10 protein-coding genes, 1 pseudogene and 1 other annotated feature are annotated in these 17,800 nt (G+C 45.6%); of the genes and pseudogenes, 5 read left to right on the forward strand and 6 right to left on the reverse strand.

Annotated features, from left to right (window positions below; genetic code table 11):
• Position 1: 1 nt before the first annotated feature.
• Positions 2 to 2,461 carry a bifunctional aspartate kinase/homoserine dehydrogenase I gene (gene thrA / locus OCV20_RS14230; RefSeq protein ID WP_048606761.1) on the reverse strand — a complete coding sequence of 820 codons (2,460 nt, stop codon included), beginning with the start codon at positions 2,459 to 2,461 and terminating at the stop codon, positions 2 to 4.
• Positions 2,462 to 2,490: 29 nt separating this feature from the next.
• Positions 2,491 to 2,609, reverse strand: a sequence feature (Thr leader region).
• 317 nt (positions 2,610 to 2,926) lie between these two features.
• On the opposite strand from thrA, the gene OCV20_RS14235 reads away from it, so the two are divergent.
• Positions 2,927 to 3,385: a hypothetical protein gene (locus tag OCV20_RS14235; protein ID WP_050053107.1), complete on the forward strand. Its 459-nt coding sequence runs from the start codon at positions 2,927 to 2,929 to the stop codon at positions 3,383 to 3,385.
• A gap of 112 nt (positions 3,386 to 3,497) precedes the next feature.
• Here OCV20_RS14235 and OCV20_RS14240 read toward each other — a convergent pair whose 3' ends face one another.
• A complete protein-coding gene (locus tag OCV20_RS14240) occupies positions 3,498 to 3,983 on the reverse strand; it encodes a putative 4-hydroxy-4-methyl-2-oxoglutarate aldolase (protein WP_017059310.1) in 486 nt (161 codons plus the stop codon).
• Between the two features lie 47 nt (positions 3,984 to 4,030).
• Between OCV20_RS14240 and OCV20_RS14245 the strand changes: the two are divergent.
• A pseudogene (locus OCV20_RS14245) lies at positions 4,031 to 4,132 on the forward strand (ribonuclease activity regulator protein RraA); the annotation flags it as partial.
• Positions 4,133 to 4,561: 429 nt separating this feature from the next.
• A complete protein-coding gene (gene arcA / locus OCV20_RS14250; RefSeq protein WP_004741534.1) occupies positions 4,562 to 5,278 on the forward strand; it encodes a two-component system response regulator ArcA in 717 nt (238 codons plus the stop codon).
• Positions 5,279 to 5,414: 136 nt separating this feature from the next.
• Here arcA and OCV20_RS14255 read toward each other — a convergent pair whose 3' ends face one another.
• The 4 genes from OCV20_RS14255 to mnmL form a co-directional block, all read right to left on the reverse strand.
• The gene (locus tag OCV20_RS14255) at positions 5,415 to 5,858 is read right to left on the reverse strand and encodes a hypothetical protein (RefSeq protein WP_017062884.1); all 444 of its coding nucleotides are present in this window, start codon (positions 5,856 to 5,858) and stop codon (positions 5,415 to 5,417) included.
• A gap of 7 nt (positions 5,859 to 5,865) precedes the next feature.
• Entirely contained in the window at positions 5,866 to 8,235 is a 2,370-nt protein-coding gene (gene arcB / locus OCV20_RS14260; protein ID WP_086773758.1) for an aerobic respiration two-component sensor histidine kinase ArcB, read from the reverse strand.
• A gap of 174 nt (positions 8,236 to 8,409) precedes the next feature.
• Positions 8,410 to 10,161 (reverse strand): sensor domain-containing diguanylate cyclase, encoded by a 1,752-nt coding sequence (locus tag OCV20_RS14265; protein ID WP_086773760.1) that lies wholly within the window; start codon positions 10,159 to 10,161, stop codon positions 8,410 to 8,412.
• 91 nt (positions 10,162 to 10,252) lie between these two features.
• Positions 10,253 to 11,206: a tRNA modification radical SAM protein MnmL/YtqA gene (gene mnmL / locus OCV20_RS14270; RefSeq protein WP_048614980.1), complete on the reverse strand. Its 954-nt coding sequence runs from the start codon at positions 11,204 to 11,206 to the stop codon at positions 10,253 to 10,255.
• 530 nt (positions 11,207 to 11,736) lie between these two features.
• Here mnmL and gltB point away from each other — a divergent pair.
• Together gltB and OCV20_RS14280 are read left to right on the forward strand one after the other, a co-directional pair.
• Entirely contained in the window at positions 11,737 to 16,284 is a 4,548-nt protein-coding gene (gene gltB / locus OCV20_RS14275) for a glutamate synthase large subunit (protein WP_086773761.1), read from the forward strand.
• Positions 16,284 to 17,753: a glutamate synthase subunit beta gene (locus OCV20_RS14280; protein WP_048618248.1), complete on the forward strand. Its 1,470-nt coding sequence runs from the start codon at positions 16,284 to 16,286 to the stop codon at positions 17,751 to 17,753. The genes gltB and OCV20_RS14280 overlap by 1 nt, the downstream gene beginning before the upstream one ends.
• Positions 17,754 to 17,800 lie beyond the last annotated feature (47 nt).

The following is a 17,800-nucleotide window of genomic DNA, read 5'->3' on the forward strand; positions in this document are numbered from 1 at the left end:
CCTAAACTCCTAATTTCCAACCAAGAGTACGCATCACATCAGAGAATACGCCAGCTGCTGTTACTTCAGTACCCGCGCCGTAGCCACGCAGTACTAGAGGGATTGGTTGGTAGTAACGGCTGTAGAATGCTAATGCGTTCTCGCCATCTTTAATCTTGAACATTGGGTCGTCGCCATCAACAGCAGCGATACGAACCTTACACTTACCTTCAGCGATTTCACCCACATAACGAAGTACTTTGCCTTCTTCTGCTGCGATAGCTGACTGCTCTTTGAAATAAGCATCCGCTTCTGGCAAGCGAGCCATGAACTCTTCAACCGTACCTGAATCATCAAAACCCGGTGGCAGAGCTTGGTCTACTTCAACATCTTCAAGTTCAAGCGCCATGCCTGCTTCACGAGCAAGAATAAGCAGCTTACGCGCCACATCCATACCAGATAGATCGTCACGAGGATCCGGTTCAGTGAAACCGTTATCTTTTGCAATATTGGTTGCTTGGCTTAGTGTCATACCTTCATCAAGCTTGCCGAAGATGTAAGACAGTGAACCTGAAAGAATGCCGTTGAATTTCTCCAGTTCATCACCTGCAGAGATAAGGTTCTGTAGGTTTTCGATTACCGGTAGACCAGCACCTACGGTTGTTTCGTACATCAGCTTACGACGTGAGTTACGTGCAACTTCACGAAGCTGATGGTAGTAAGCCATGCTTGCTGTGTTTGCTTTCTTGTTTGGTGTTACCACGTGGAAACCAGCCGCTAGGAAATCAGCGTACTGCGCCGCAATACCTTCGCTAGACGTACAGTCAACCAATACAGGGTTGATGATGTGGTTACGTTGAACCAAAGCCGCTAAGCGAGCTAGGCTGAACTCTTCTGTCGCACTCGACATACGGTCACGCCACTGCTCTAGCGGTAGACCATCGCTGTCTAGCAACAAACCTTTGCTGTTTGCTAAACCACATACGCGAATCACGATGCCTTTTTCAGCTAGTTTGCCTTGCTGACGTTGGATTTGGTCAACAAGCTCGCCACCAACACCGCCGACACCAACAACGAATACGTCTAGGAAGTGCTTAGAGTTAAATAGGTTCTCGTGACACGCTTTGATTGCTTCAGAGATTTTATCTTCAGGGATAACCGCAGAGATAGCGCGCTCTGAAGAACCTTGAGCAATAGCAACAATGTTGACGTTCACTTCAGCTAAAGAAGAGAAGAACTGAGATGCTACGCCACGTGAAGTGCGCATACCGTCACCCACCAGCGTTACAATCGCAACGTCATCCATGAACTCAACCGGCTCTAACAGACCATCTTTAAGTTCCAGTTCAAACGCGTCTGACAACACTTGTTTCGCTTTCACTTTATCAGCTGATTCAATACAGAAGCTGATGCTGTACTCAGAAGAAGATTGAGTAATAAGGACAATAGAAACGCCAGCTGAAGACATCGCGCCGAATACACGACTCGCCATGCCTACCATACCCTTCATACCTGGGCCTGATACGTTAACCATGGTTAGGTCGCTTAGCGTCGTAATACCTTTAATTGCTAGGTTATCTTCGCCAGTGTCTTGGCCAATCAAAGTACCCGCACCCTGTGGGTTGAAGCTATTTTTGATTAGGCAAGGGATATGGAATTGTGCGATAGGCGCGATAGTTTTCGGGTGTAGAACCGAAGCGCCAAAGTAAGAAAGCTCCATCGCTTCTTGGTAGCTTAATGACTTAAGAAGACGAGCATCATCGACCAAACGCGGGTCACAGTTGTAAACGCCGTCTACATCTGTCCAGATCTCACAGCAATCAGCACGTAGACACGCCGCTAGAACTGCAGCTGAATAATCAGAGCCGTTACGGCCAAGTGTGACTAGCTCACCTTTATCATTACCTGCTGTAAAGCCCGGCATGATATTTACGTGACCTTTAGGAAGTGGCGACTGACGGAAGTTCTGAGTTGAAACGTCCACATCGACCATAGCTTCAAGGTGATCACCTTTAGCGTATAGGTATTGAACTGGGTCAATCAGGCTTGCTGGTTGGCCTTTCGCTTCAAGTACCGCTTTCATCAACTGGATTGAGATTCGCTCACCTTTACTGATGATGCGAGCATTAACATGGTTCGGGCACATACCCAGCAGGTTAATACCGTTTACGAACTGTTTTAGCTGAGCAAGAGAAGTATCAACCTGCTCTTGGAACGCAGAACCATCAATAGAAGGAACAACGGCTTGAATATCTGCAAACAGTGCAGCGAATGAGGATTCGATCTCTGTAATCTGTGCGTCTGCTTCACCATTTTTAAGTGCAGCTTCAATTACAGCGACCAACTTATTGGTTGTTTTTCCTGGAGCCGATAGTACAACGGCTAGCTCTTCTTGCTGGGCATTATTAGCGATGATATCAGCCGCTCGTAAAAAACGATCTGCATCAGCTAATGATGAACCTCCAAACTTTAAAACGCGCATCCCTTTCTCCATAAGTCATAAAAATGGTACAAAAAAAGGCCTGTATCTTGTTGGATACAGGCCTTTTTTTTAAAATCCGTTACTTAGCAGCCTGCCCCAACAATGTTAATGTCGGTAATAATAATGGTTGTGGTCATTACTAGGTGGCTTACGTGCTGCATATCAAATTCTCTGCTTGTGCTTTACTCTACGTGTATCAATTTTTACCACTGGACGTCAATGAAAAGTTGCGTTTTTTTTACATTCGCACCGTTTTTCAGAGCAAACCGTCATTTAAGGGATAAAACACCCTGTATAAACCTTCACTTAAGATACTGGATTTACTCACTGAACAGGCAAGAGTGATCAATTGCATATATAGTCATAACAAAATGCTATATCGATTGTGCAGCGAACGTACAAGTTCTGTGCTTTAATTGAACGATAACGTTCGAAGAACAATAATAATGACATCAGGAGTGGGAAATGAAGAGATTACTTATTCTTTTGGCTTTTGCTATGCCTGTTGTTTGTTCAGCGAATAGCTTGCCTCTACTACCCAGCCAGATCGATAGTTCTTCTCATAAATTCTTTATCTCCACACAAAACGCGTCGAGTGAAAGCTTCGATACTTGGAAGATAGACAGTGGCTACTCTTATAGCTTGTTTTCAGATGTGGATCTTTTCGTCGGTACACGTATCAATAGTGCGGCACTGAAACAGGAAAGTGGATTCTTGAGCGGTGTCAGTTATCAGTTTTCAGAAAGAGTCTCTTTCAACAGTTCTCTGCACACCTATAAAGACGAAACCGAAGACAATGAGAAATCGGTAGCCGCAGAGGTTTCCAGCCGAGTGCAACTAACAGATAACCTAGATTTGCATGCCACCCTTGATTATGAAGAGTGGCAGCAAGGTGTTGAAGTGGGATTAGGGTTTCGCTTTTAGTCTCTTTAGCTTGTTCTTTATTAACTGATTAGTGCGGATTGAGATCCAAGCTTTCAGTACATCACAAACCATTCCCCGTTCTAATCTATCAACGGCATTAAATTGGAGTCAGTTACGATTCAATTAACAACTCAGATGAAATTAACACGCCATTCCAATCGGCATAAATATAGTCACCAGGCTGAATCAGTTGATTATGTATAGAGAGCGTCACATTCACTTGGCCAACACCGCGTTTCTCTGTTTTGAATGGCGATGCACCTAACGCCTGAACGCCAAGGTCCATTTGCGACATCATGCCTACATCACGCACCGCACCGTTTACAATCACGCCTTCCCAACCGTTTTCTATCGCGAGAATAGCGAGTTGATCGCCAAGCAGCGCCTTCTGGCATGAGCCATTTCCGTCAACGACAAGCACTTTGCCGCAGCCGTCGGTCTCTAAAACCTCGCGAACCTTGGAATTATCGTGATAACAACGAACTGTTACAATTTTTCCAAAGAACGCACCACGTTGGCCGAAGTTCTGCAATGGCATGTTCAGTAGGGTGACTTCGCTTTCAAACTCATCACACAAGTCGGGTGTTATATCGTGCATATATCCTCCGTGAGTAAGGCGTTACCGGTTATGTCAGGCTAGCCTCTATGCTTTTATATGTTATTAAAATTAATCCTTTGTTTTCATTGTTCTATGCTCAATTTATTACTCAATAAAAGTTGATTGAGCATATTTATCTACTAGACTCTTAAGACAGCTTTCAGCTTCCTTGGTTCATAATCCGGTCTTTAGCAGGCAAGATGTGCGAAGCATCTCGAATAATCATTCTTGTTTTGGTGCTAAATAGTCACCATAACATTGGTTAAGTTGTAGCCATACTATTAAAGTTTGTTGCGATACGGCAATTGATGTAAATCAACAAAGTGAATGGAATTAACATTCTCGCGTTGTTAGCATGCTGTTAACATTATAGAATCCACTCCAATCACTAAAAGAATGATTGAAAGGCGTACTGGATCTACGTTATTGGGCAATACTTCAAGGAAGGCAGATAGCTGGAAGTAAGTGTTTTTTTGAAAACTTTAAGTTATCATCAAAAATACATTACCTGTATGTTATGTTTTTGCCTAGAATTTATTCTATTAGCACAGTTTCGTCACAAATTTAGGTACCGCCAAATGCAAACCCCGCAGATTCTTATCGTTGAAGATGAGCAAGTAACTCGTAACACTCTAAAGAGTATTTTTGAAGCAGAGGGATATGCTGTTTTTGAGGCTAGCGACGGTGAAGAGATGCACCAAGTGCTATCTGACAACCAAGTTAACCTTGTAATTATGGACATCAACCTTCCAGGTAAGAATGGCCTACTACTTGCGCGTGAACTACGTGAGCAAGCAAACGTAGCGCTTATGTTCTTAACTGGTCGTGATAATGAAGTTGATAAGATCCTTGGCCTAGAGATTGGCGCTGATGACTACATCACTAAGCCTTTCAACCCTCGTGAACTGACTATCCGTGCACGCAACCTTCTGAACCGTTCAATGAGCACAAGCTCTGTTCAAGAAGAGAAGCGTAGCGTTGAGAAGTACGAGTTCAACGGTTGGGTACTAGATATCAACAGTCGTTCTCTGGTTAGCCCAGATGGCGAAGGCTACAAGCTACCTCGTTCAGAGTTCCGTGCTCTACTTCACTTCTGTGAGAACCCAGGTAAGATCCAAACACGTGCTGACCTTCTTAAGAAGATGACTGGCCGTGAGCTTAAGCCACACGATCGTACTGTAGACGTAACAATCCGTCGTATTCGTAAGCACTTTGAATCTGTTTCTGGTACGCCAGAAATCATCGCAACGATTCACGGTGAAGGCTACCGCTTTTGTGGTGACCTAGAAGACTAATTCGATTCGCGCTTCTGACCATTTAGCACTACTCACCAGTAAGTGTTTTGAATATTAGAAGCGTCATCAATAGTTATTAAAAAGGGAGAATGCCAACGCATTCTCCCTTTTTTATTGTTCTTAATTGGATAAGGTTTTAGTAAACCGTATCCACCTTAACGTCTTTCTCTACTAGCCACTTCACGGTTTCGCCATCTTTAAGCTCTACCGCCACATCAACAGGCTTGTCACTGTCGATTTCTAGCTGCCATACAAACGCGACTTCCCATTGAGTTTCACTGTGTGTTCTTAAATCAAGATCGTCAGCCGTTACCAACAAGGTGTCTGCACCCTGTTTAACCGTAACACTCTCAACCGCAAGCGTTGCTGGCAGTTGTGAGTCTGACTCTAGGTAGATAGCACCATGTAGGGTCTTATCTTGAGTCTCGCCAATCGTTGGCATCTTGTTGTGCCAAAGGTTGCTTTTCATGGTAACTGTTGCTGCAGATACTTCGACTTGATTATCTTGCTGCCATTCTACTTGTGGCGCAGAACAACCCGCTAATGCCACTACACATGCGGCGAATGCTAATTTTTTCATTATTCTTCTACCTTTGGTTTAACCAACTCTTTAAGACTTCAATGTCATTCTGGTATTCGTTATTTATCTCATCAACCCAATCTGAAATGTTCTCCCACCACGCGGGCAAATCTGGAGATTGAGCTTTCTGGGCAACTTGTTGGATGCGTTTCAGGCCAATAGAACCTGCTGCACCTTTAATCTTATGTGCTTCAGAAACGATACTGCCTTTATCTTTCGCGACCATGTTGGAGTTCAATATTTCCATATACTCCGGCATCATATCTTCGAACATCGCGATGCTATCCAAAACCGGTTTCGATCCAACAATATCAACATAAGACTCTAGCATATCAATATCAAGCAAAGTGGTATCAATTGCTGAAAGAACAGGCTTACTCGCGTCGACTTTATCAATGCTCTCAACCTTATCCGTGCCCGCTACCCTCTCAATAACCTCTGGTGCATCTTCAATAAGTTCGCTTATGACATCTTGGATAGCTCGAACCGACAAAGGTTTACTGATCGCTTCGTCCATGCCTTTCTGGAAGTACTCTTGCTTGTTGTTTAGCACGTTCGCAGTTAATGCCACCAAAGGCGGTAGCTGGCTGTATTTCTCGCGGTAGTATTGAGCAATATCGAAACCCGTCATATCTGGCAGTTGGATATCCAACAACACCAAATCATAGTCTTCAGGATTGAAAGCAATTTGCGCCTCTTTACCCGTCATCACGACTGTCACTTCATGGCCAAGGCTTTCAAGTAGAGAGCGAGCCACTGTGATATTGAGTTCAATATCTTCGACCATAAAGATCTTAAGGTTCGACTGCTTTCTTGGTGTTTTGATCAGAGCCTGAGTATCGTGATTCACTGGAACTCGAATCGAAACTGTAAAGGTACTACCAAAACCCTCTTCACTGGTGACTTCAATGTGGCCATCCATCATATTGATTAGCTGTTGAGAGACCGCAAGACCAATACCTGTGCCGACAGCGTGCAAGTTGTCCGTGCCCGATTTCACCTGATAGTACATCGCGAAGATCTTCTCGATTTCACTTTCAGGGATACCAATGCCAGTATCTTCCACTTCCATCGTAATGTTGGCAAAATCACCATCAATGTCGGCGCTGACAGTCATCACCACACCACCATCTTTGGTGAACTTCATCGCGTTACTAACAAGGTTCCACAGTACCTGTCTAAGACGAGTACCATCCACCTCAACAGCAGCAGGAAGATCAGACAACCTTTCTAGATCGAATCTCAATCCTTTCTGCTCGGCCATCAATGCAGAGATACTTTCGATCTCGACAACGAAATCTTCAAAATTGATAGGGGTTGGGAAGAGTTCAAGCTTACGGCGGTCGAACTTATCCATATCGATAATATCGTTAAAGATATTACCCAATGTCACCGCGCTCACCTTGATGGTTTGCATCTGCTTGCGCTGCTCGGTGGTCAGCTGGCTATCAAGCAGCATGCGACTCAAGCCAATGATGCCATTGAGCGGCGTTCTTAGCTCGTGGCTAATGGTTGAGATAAAGGTGGTCTTATCGCGACTGGCCTTTTCTAGCGACTCTTGATGCTCTTTACGCTCAGTAATATCTCGGCCAAAACCAACTAAGCCCAGGTGACGGCCATCTTTACTGTAGAAAGGGACTTTACGCAGTTCGAAGTAACTCTTACGTCCGTCAGGGTATTCAAGCCATTGGTCATAAGTTAGCGCTTGATTGTCAGCAAAGACTTTCTTATCGGTTTCAACAACTTGCTGAGCGACCTCTTTGCTGTAAACATCCCAAGGAGTTAAACCAACTAGCTCTTTTTCTGTTTTACCAGTGAGCTCTTCAACCGCACGGTTACAACCAGAGAACACACCATCTTCATTACGGTAGTAAATAAGGTCAGGCGAGGCATCGATAAACGAGCGCAACAATGCAGTACGTTCTGCGAGTTCAAGCTGAGTTCGCTCGCGCTGGAACACCTCATTTTCGAGATCTTGCATTGCTTCTGCGCGCGCTTCTTCCGCTTTTTCACGCTCTTCAATTTCTTGATTAAGCTTCTCGATATTGAGCTGCATTTTATTGTTGAGTTCTTGGTCTCGCTCACGCATGTCGCCAAGCTTAGAGACCAGTTTCGCTAACCTTTGACGAGACTCTTCCAGCTGATCAACGACTACAGATAGGAAATAAACCGCCCAAGGCGTGATCACTAAACCGAAGAAAACTGAACGGACAATGTCGATGTCATCAACATTGCCTTTGAGTGCGAGGGTGATACCGACTTGCACAACAACAGCGAGGGCAACAAGCGCTAGGGCGAGTAAGATAGAAAAGCGGACAATCCCCAGTTTTACGAGTAGATCCACGTAATACTGGGCAAGATTTTTCATGGGTTTCATTTAGCGCTCCATGCGATAAGACTAGCAACATTCTACCCTGTTTGAAGATAGGAGGTAAGCTAGCTACATCACACGCAGCAAGTGTTCAGCGGTAATTTCGAAGGTTAATTAACCAATACAAATACTAACTAAGCAAAAATAGCCGGGGATAATCAAATTGCCAATTTTATAGCGTTAGCGAATTGAGTATGGATGCACCATTGAACGGTTGCGACCGTCTGATTTCGCTTGATACAGCGCACTGTCAGCCAAGGCAACAGCCGATTCCATTTCATCATCAGGTGTAGGAATGTAAGAGATAATACCAATACTCACCGTGATGAATTCAGAGACCGTCGACTTCTCATGATCCAACTCCAATTTAAGAACTTCGTCATGAATACGCTGTGCCACCAGCTGAGCACCTTCAGTTGTCGTGTTTGGCAGAATAAAGCCGAACTCTTCACCACCATAACGAGCCACACAATCAGATGAACGATTCAACACCTGCTTAAATGCCTGAGAAACCTGAATCAAAGCATCATCGCCTTGTTGGTGTCCGTAAAAGTCGTTGTAGCCTTTAAAGAAGTCGATATCACACAACATGATCGTCAATGGCAACTTCTCACGCACATGATAATGCCACAATGTAGAGAGCTGTTCGTCGAAACGGCGTCGGTTAAACACTTGAGTCAGGCTATCCATAAAGCTGAGACGTTCAAGCTCAAGGTTGGCTTCTTCAAGTTTCTGCTCTGCAAGATAACGCTCGGTGATATCACGCGCCATGATCAACACACCATTAGTACTGGATGCAGGATCCCTAAACGGTGATTTCACGACATCGTACCAAGTGTATTCGCCATCACTAGAGACGACCTTATCGATATAGCGTAACGATTTACCGTGATGAAGCACTTGATGGTCGGTGTCTGAGATACGCATATACATACTATTTGGCACGACATCTTGTAGGCGCTTACCCACTAGGTCACTGACCTCAGAGATACCAAGCGCCGCCACAAACGGCTTATTACACGCTTGATAAACCATGTTTTCGTTGAAGATACCAATCGAGTCAGGGCTCGCTTCCAAGATGTTTTGCAAGATGGTGTCACGCTGCGCAAGTGCCACTTCGGTATCTTTACGCTTCTCCATTTCGCCACGCAGTTTCTGCTGCATGTCATGCCAATCGGTCACATCATGACTAATAGAGAGCGTGCCGATGGTTTCTCCATCTTGGGAAAGCAGCACACTTTGATAGGTTTCAAGCAAACACCCTTTGCCGTCCTGATCGGTTGTCCACGAACGCTCACTAACACGGCCTTTCAATGCGCCACCAGAAACACTCAAGGTGCCCTCTTCTGGGCGACCGTGCCAAAACTTTTTAAACGAACGATTGCTCGCGACCAACTCACCCTTTTGATCTTTCACGTAGATCAGCTCAGACAAAGAATCCAACGCGGTACGAGCAACATTCAGTTCTCGAACTTCTTGGGACAGTTCTTCGTTAGTGTTCTTATAAGGTGAGGCGTGAATCATCCAAGCCTGCTTATTTCTAAAATGGATCTTACGACCGACCAAGTTGATCTTGAACGACTCAAATTCAGAAAGCGCCCACAGGGAGACCTGCTCGAAGGCTCGAGAGTTAATGTGATTGGTTAAGTAGTGACGAAAGCTGTTCTCACTTTCCACAGTAGGAAAGCGAAAATTAACACCGATTTGGCGGATACCAAGCAACTGCATGGCTTGGCGATTGGCATAGAGTATTTCGCCACTTCGAACATCAACAAAGTAGAGGGGCGACGGGGTAGCAAGTAGAAGCGTTTCGATATGCGATTGATAACGAGAATAGAGATGCCAGCAGATGAGAGCAATCAGCAATACAACAACGATATAAATACCGTAACCATACGCCCTGTCCCACAACCAAGTCATTACCAGTTCCATTTACTCTCAATCTATACCATAAAATCTGTGAGGGAAATGTTACCACTATTTGTTGGTTTTATCTGCTGTTACCTACATTCACCCATTTCTATTAATTGGCTGCGTTTAAAACAGGCAACGTGTACTCGAATGCAGAGCCAGTTTTGATGCCTTGAGCACCGGTTTTATCGAGCGAACGGCCTATTTCAGTCATCGCTAACCAGCGGTTCTCACACCATAAAGGAGAGAGTAACGTTGGGCGTCTCGCCGCTGAAGAAACACGGTGATAAACCACGTCCGCAGGCGTGCGTTGAATGATCTCACTCGCGATATCAATGTACTCTTCAAGGCTTGGTGCTTCTAGCTTTCCTGCCTTCCACGCCTTGGCCATGGTACTGCCCTCTACTATATGCAGGCCGTGAAGTTTAATGCCATCGGTGCCAACCGCTAATACCTTGTCTAAGGTTTCAAGGTTATCCGCTTTGGTTTCTTTTGGTAGGCCAACAATCAGATGAGTACACACCTTGATACCTAAAGCGCGTGCGCGTTGGGTGATCGTTTCATACACTGCAAAATCGTGGCCGCGGTTAATTCGCTTGAGGGTTTTATCATTAGCGGTTTGCAGGCCAAGCTCGAGCCAAATCTCATAGCCTTGTTTAACGTAGTCCGCTAACAGATCCAACACCGCATCAGGCACACAGTCTGGTCGCGTGCCAACACAAAGACCGACGATCTCTGCACCGGGTGCTTTTAGCGCCTCTTCATACATATTCTTGAGCACTTGCACCTCTGCATAAGTGCTGGTGTACGCCTGAAAGTAAGCCAGATACTTCTTGGCACGAGCAATCTCACCCGCACGATCTTTTAGCTGGTCAGCAATACTTTGAATTTGAGTTTGTTCATCGGCAAAGGAAGCCACGTTACAAAACGTGCAACCTCCACGGCCAATTGTCCCGTCTCGGTTTGGGCAGCTGAAACCACCATGAAGCGTCAGCTTGTGAACCTTCTCGCCATAACGGCGTTGAAGGTCTTGGCCGATAGTATTGACCAACTCGTGTAATTGCATATTTTCAAAGCACTCAAGTAAATAAGAATGAATATCAGTCTTTTTTTGAAAAAAAATTACATCCCTGCAAAATTCGACCAATTAGTTTACTCAAGGCTTTTTGCGAGCAACCTAACAAATATCAATAAACATGCAAAAAATCGGCTCTATTTGCCTAATGTTGCACATTTGTTAGGCATTAAATTCAAAATAAAACGAAAAAAATGGTCTACATGGGTCAACTTTCATTGCAATTCGCCTAGACAAAATTGTAGGATACTTACACATATTGGCTATTTTTGAGTATTTACTTACAACGAAAACTTGCTAATAAGTCGGTGATATCTAACTCCCACCTATATAAACCACTAGTTTGTGGTTAAAAATAAACAGGTATCACTAAGGATTGTTTTTCTCGCAATACTTTTCCTGCGAGATACGGAAAGGATTCAAACCGCCAGCATAGGCAGGTTTAGACCCATAAATATAAAAGGACAAGGCTGACTTTATACAAATAAGTTGCGCCTAGATTTAACTGGAAGGATGTATCTATGGTAGATCAAGAGCAGAACTCACAGGGTCTGTATACTCCTGAATTGGAGCATGACGCTTGTGGTATCGGTTTTGTTGCGCATCTAAAGAATCGCAAATCTCATGATGTAGTAACTCAAGCACTCGATATGCTTGCACGTATGGAACACCGTGGCGGCCAAGGCTGCGATCCGTGTTCTGGTGATGGTGCAGGTATCCTGCTACAGAAGCCGCACGAATTCTTACTAGAAGAAGCCGTAAAGCTTGGAATTAAGCTGCCATCTTTTGAAAAATATGGTGTTGGTGTTGTACTTTTCCCTAAAGATGAACACAAACGTGCACAGTGTCGTGACATTCTAGAACGCAATGCACAACGCCTTGAGTTAGAAGTAATCGGTTACCGTGAGCTTCCAACTGACAATTCAATGATTGGTGCTGACCCACTAAGCACTGAACCTCAATTTGAACACGTATTTATTTCTGGCGGCCCTGGTATCACACCAGAAGAGCTTGAGCGTAAACTGTATGTTCTACGTAACTACACGGTTCGTGTATGCCTAGAAAGCGTTTCAAATATCGGTGATGACTTCTACATCAACTCTATGTCTTACAAGACATTGGTGTACAAAGGTCAGCTAACAACTGAACAAGTTCCTCAGTACTTCCTAGACCTGCAAAACCCAACCATGGTGACAGCTCTAGCACTGGTACACTCTCGCTTCTCTACCAATACATTCCCACGTTGGCGTCTAGCTCAGCCTTTCCGTTACATCGCGCATAATGGCGAAATCAATACGGTTCGCGGCAACCTGAACTGGATGAAAGCACGTGAAGCAATCCTAGAATCGGATCTGTTTACACAAGCTGAAATCGACATGCTACTGCCTATCTGTCAGGAAGGTAGTTCGGATTCATCAAACTTCGATATGGCGCTTGAGCTACTTGTTCTTTCAGGTCGTACTCTGCCACATGCGTTGATGATGATGATCCCGGAAGCATGGCAAGAAAACAAAAACATGGATCCAACTCGTCGTGCGTTCTACCAGTACCACGCGAACGTTATGGAACCATGGGATGGCCCAGCATCAGTATGTTTCACCGATGGTGTTCAAGTAGGTGCAACACTTGACCGTAACGGTCTGCGTCCTTCTCGCTACACAGTAACTAAAGACGACTTCCTAGTAATGGCGTCTGAGTCTGGCGTGGTTGAAATTGCACCTGAAAACGTTGAGTACCGTGGTCGTCTACAACCAGGTCGTATCTTTGTTGCTGACCTTGAGCAAGGCCGCATCATTTCTGATGAAGAAGTGAAAGACAGCATTGCTAAAGCACAACCTTACGAAAAGTGGGTTGAAGAGAACCTTCTGAGCTTGAAAAAGCTACCAGATGCGAGCAACGAATTTAGCCAACCTTCTCCAGAGAAACTCCTACACAAACAACAATCGTTTGGCGTGAGCTCTGAAGAAGTAAACGAAATCATTCTACCTCTTGCGAAAACAGGCTACGAGCCACTTTCTGCAATGGGTGCTGACTGGCCGCTAGCGATTCTTTCTCACCAATCGCAGCACCTTTCAAACTACTTCAAACAGTTGTTTGCACAAGTAACTAACCCGCCGATCGACCCGATTCGTGAGCGTATGGTTATGTCTCTGAACACTTACCTAGGTAAAGACCAGAACTTACTTGCTGAAACACCTGAGCACTGTCAAAAAGTAGAACTTGAGTCTCCAGTACTGTCTAACTCTGAGTTAGAAAAACTGCGTGCAATCGATAACGAGCACCTTCAGGCGAAGACGCTGGATATCGTATTCCAAGCAAATGGCGACCAAGGTAAGTTAGAGCGCGCACTTAAGCGTATCTGCCAATACGCAGAAGACGCAGTGATTGATGGCTACTCTATCATCCTACTGACAGACCGTGCGGTTAACTCTAACCACGCTGCTATTCCAGCAATGCTGGCGGTTGGCGCGGTTCACCACCACCTAATCCGTAAAGGGCTACGTGCTAAGTGTGACATCGTGGTTGAAACGGGCGACGCTCGTGAGACACACCACTTTGCAACGCTTATCGGTTACGGTGCGAACGCAGTTAACCCATACCTAGTTATTGAAACGATTGTTGAACTGCAACGTACGAAGAAGCTAGATCCAAACGTACACCCACGTGAGTTATTCGATAACTACCGTAAAGGTGTTAACGGAGGTCTACTTAAAATCTTCTCTAAGATGGGGATCTCTACGCTGCAGTCTTACCACGGTGCACAAATCTTTGAAGCACTTGGTGTTAGCAAATCAGTGGTTGAAAAATACTTCACAGGTACTGTTTCTCGTATCCAAGGTCTAACGATCGACGATATCGCGCGAGAAGTACTGGTTCGTCACCGTGTTGGTTACCCTGCACGTGAAATCCCAGCTCAGATCCTTGATGTTGGTGGTGTTTACCAGTGGAAACAACGTGGCGAGAAGCACCTATTCAACCCTGAAACGATTTCTCTACTTCAAGAATCGACGCGTAACAAAGATTACGGTCAGTTCAAGAAGTACGCAAAAGCAGTTGATGACCAAGGCGACAACGCAGCAACGCTACGTAGCCAACTGGACTTCATCAAGAACCCTGCAGGCTCTATTCCTCTAGCAGAAGTAGAACCAATCGAGAACATCCTTAAGCGTTTCGCAACCGGCGCAATGAGCTTTGGTTCAATCTCGCATGAGGCTCACTCAACACTGGCTGTTGCGATGAACCGCATTGGCGCGAAATCAAACTCAGGTGAAGGTGGTGAAGATCCAGCACGTTTCGAACGTAAAGAAAACGGCGACTGGGAACGTTCAGCAATCAAACAGGTGGCTTCTGGTCGCTTTGGTGTAACGTCTTACTACCTATCTAACGCTGATGAGCTGCAAATTAAAATGGCTCAAGGTGCGAAGCCGGGCGAAGGTGGTCAACTACCAGGTGATAAGGTTGATGACTGGATCGGCGCAACGCGTCACTCGACTCCGGGCGTAGGTCTTATCTCTCCACCGCCACACCACGATATCTACTCAATCGAAGATTTGGCTCAGCTGATCTACGATCTGAAAAACGCGAACCGTAACGGCCGTGTCAACGTGAAGCTAGTATCAGAAGCTGGCGTAGGTACGATTGCATCGGGTGTAGCGAAAGCAAAAGCTGACGTGGTACTTATCGCAGGTTTTGATGGTGGTACGGGTGCATCTCCGATGTCTTCTATCCGTCACACAGGTCTGCCTTGGGAGCTGGGTCTAGCGGAAACGCACCAAACACTACTGAAAAACGGCCTACGTAACCGTATCGTTGTTCAGTCTGATGGTCAGATGAAAACACCACGTGACCTTGCAGTAGCAACGTTACTTGGCGCTGAAGAATGGGGCGTAGCAACAGCAGCTCTAGTGGTTGAAGGCTGTATCATGATGCGTAAGTGTCACAAGAATACATGTCCTGTTGGTATCGCTACACAGAACAAGACTCTGCGTGAACGTTTCGACGGCCGCGTAGAAGACGTAGTCACTTTCTTCCAATACATGGCTGAAGGTCTGCGTGAAGTAATGGCTGAACTTGGCTTCCGCTCTATCGATGAGATGGTGGGTCAATCGCACAAACTTAAAGTTCGTGACGACATCGGTCACTGGAAGTACAAGAACCTAGATCTAACACCTGTACTGCACATTGAGCAGGCACGTGAAGAAGATGGTATCTACAACCAGACACAACAAAACCACAACCTAGAAGACGTTCTAGACCGCAAATTGATTCAAGCTGCGATTCCAGCTCTTGAGAAAGGCGAAGCCGTGAATGCGAGCTTCCCTATCATCAACACGGACCGCTCTGCTGGTACCATGCTGTCGAACGAAATCTCGAAGGTTTACAAAGACCAAGGTTTACCACAACCAATGAACGTTAAGTTCCACGGTAGTGCTGGCCAATCTTTCGGTGCGTTCCTTGCGAAAGGCGTTAAGTTCGAAGTAGAAGGCGACGCGAACGATTACTGGGGTAAAGGTCTGTCTGGCGGTACTTTGGTACTGTACCCAGATGCGAAATCGACTATCGTTGCTGAAGACAACATCGTGGTAGGTAACGTATGTTTCTACGGCGCGACTTCAGGTGAATCTTTCATTCGCGGTATGGCTGGCGAACGTTTCTGTGTTCGTAACTCTGGTGCGAAGGTTGTTGTTGAAGGCGTTGGTGACCACGGTTGTGAATACATGACTGGCGGCGCGGCAATTATCCTTGGCTCAACAGGTCGTAACTTTGCTGCTGGTATGAGTGGCGGTGTGGCTTATGTTTGGGATAAAGCGGGTGATTTCGAAACCAGACTTAACTCTGAACTTGTAGATCTAGATCCAATTGAACAAGAAGATAAAGATCTTCTACTAGATATGCTAACGAAGCATGTTGAATTCACAGGAAGTGAAGTTGCTCAGTCTTTCCTAGACAACTTTGAAGCAAGTGTTGCATCGCTAGTTAAAGTAATGCCACGCGACTACAAAGCGGTTCTTCAAAAGCGTAAAGCTGAAGCACAACAGGCACAAACGGAAGAAGTGGAGGCAGTATAATGGGTAAGCCTACTGGATTTTTAGAACACGGTCGTGAGCTTCCAAAGAAGCTCGACCCGTCAGTTCGAATTGAAGACAACAAAGAGTTCGTACTTAACGAAGAGTTTGGTAAAAAGATCAATACTCAAGCCTCTCGTTGTATGGACTGTGGCGTACCTTTCTGTCACAACGGCTGTCCGATTGGTAACATCATCCCAGAATTCAATGATGCGGTTTACCGTGACAGCTGGGAAGAGGCTTGGAATATCCTAAGCTCTACCAACAACTTCCCTGAGTTTACAGGTCGTGTTTGTCCTGCTCCTTGTGAAAGTGCCTGTGTTCTTGGTATCAACCAAGACCCAATCACTATCTGTAATATCGAGAAAACGATTGTAGAAACTGCGTACCGTGAAGGGTACGCAAAGCCTAAAACACCACGCTCTCGCACAGGTAAAACTGTCGCAGTTATCGGTTCAGGCCCTGCTGGCCTAGCCGCAGCTGAGCAGCTAAACAGCGCTGGTCACTCGGTAACGGTATTTGAACGTGACGAGAAAGTCGGTGGTCTACTTCGCTTCGGTATCCCAGACTTCAAACTGGGTATGGACGTGATTGATCGTAAGATCAACCTAATGGCTGAAGCTGGCGTTGAGTTTAAAGTTAACCAACACATCGGTGTTGATGTTAATGCTCAACAGCTACGCCAAGAGTTTGATGTGGTATTGCTAACGGGTGGCTCTACGGTTCCACGCGACTTACCAATCCCAGGTCGTGAGCTGGAAGGCGTTCACTTTGCCATGGAATTCCTTGGTCAAAACAACCGCCGTGCTAACGACCTAGACCTTAAGACAGAAGAGATTCACGCTAAAGACAAGCACATTGTGGTTATCGGTGGTGGTGATACTGGTTCTGACTGTGTGGGCACATCAAACCGTCATAAAGCAGCGAGCATTACTCAGGTTGAGATCATGCCGATCCCACCAGAGAAGCGCCCTGCAAATATGCCTTGGCCTCAATACCCAATGATCATGAAAACCACCACTTCTCACGAAGAAGGTTGTGAACGTCACTGGAACATCTTGACCAAAGAGTTCATCGGCAACGAGCAAGGTCAAGTGACGGGTCTACGTATTGCTGACATCGTTTGGCAAGATGCGAAACCAGGTGAGCGTCCAGGCTTTGATGAAGTCGCGAACTCTGAACGTGTTATTCCTTGTGACATGGCATTCCTAGCAATGGGCTTCTTACACCCAGAGCCAACCGGTGTACTTGCTCAACTAGACATTAAACTGGACGAGCGCGGTAACGTCGCTTCTGAAGGTTTTGCAACGAACCAGAAAGGTGTTTTCGCTGCTGGTGATATGCGTACTGGTCAATCTCTAGTTGTACGTTGTATTAATGAAGGTCGTGAATGTGCAATTGCCATTGATGACTTCTTAATGGGTAACTCAAACTTAGAAGCGAAAGCTGATTCACTCATGCTTTCCGCATAATATTTCTCGGGCTAACGTCGATGACGTTAGCCTAGAGGAAAAGCAAC

The organism is Vibrio coralliirubri (assembly GCF_024347375.1).
Classification (GTDB): Bacteria; Pseudomonadota; Gammaproteobacteria; order Enterobacterales; family Vibrionaceae; genus Vibrio; species Vibrio coralliirubri.

Excerpts from the sequence above, each read along its gene's own strand:
- thrA (WP_048606761.1), bottom strand. The coding sequence starts at position 2,461 with ATGCGCGTTTTAAAGTTTGGAGGTTCATCATTAGCTGATGCAGATCGT.
- OCV20_RS14235 (WP_050053107.1), top strand. The coding sequence starts at position 2,927 with ATGAAGAGATTACTTATTCTTTTGGCTTTTGCTATGCCTGTTGTTTGT.
- OCV20_RS14240 (WP_017059310.1), bottom strand. The coding sequence starts at position 3,983 with ATGCACGATATAACACCCGACTTGTGTGATGAGTTTGAAAGCGAAGTC.
- arcA (WP_004741534.1), top strand. The coding sequence starts at position 4,562 with ATGCAAACCCCGCAGATTCTTATCGTTGAAGATGAGCAAGTAACTCGT.
- OCV20_RS14255 (WP_017062884.1), bottom strand. The coding sequence starts at position 5,858 with ATGAAAAAATTAGCATTCGCCGCATGTGTAGTGGCATTAGCGGGTTGT.
- arcB (WP_086773758.1), bottom strand. The coding sequence starts at position 8,235 with ATGAAACCCATGAAAAATCTTGCCCAGTATTACGTGGATCTACTCGTA.
- OCV20_RS14265 (WP_086773760.1), bottom strand. The coding sequence starts at position 10,161 with ATGGAACTGGTAATGACTTGGTTGTGGGACAGGGCGTATGGTTACGGT.
- mnmL (WP_048614980.1), bottom strand. The coding sequence starts at position 11,206 with ATGCAATTACACGAGTTGGTCAATACTATCGGCCAAGACCTTCAACGC.
- gltB (WP_086773761.1), top strand. The coding sequence starts at position 11,737 with ATGGTAGATCAAGAGCAGAACTCACAGGGTCTGTATACTCCTGAATTG.
- OCV20_RS14280 (WP_048618248.1), top strand. The coding sequence starts at position 16,284 with ATGGGTAAGCCTACTGGATTTTTAGAACACGGTCGTGAGCTTCCAAAG.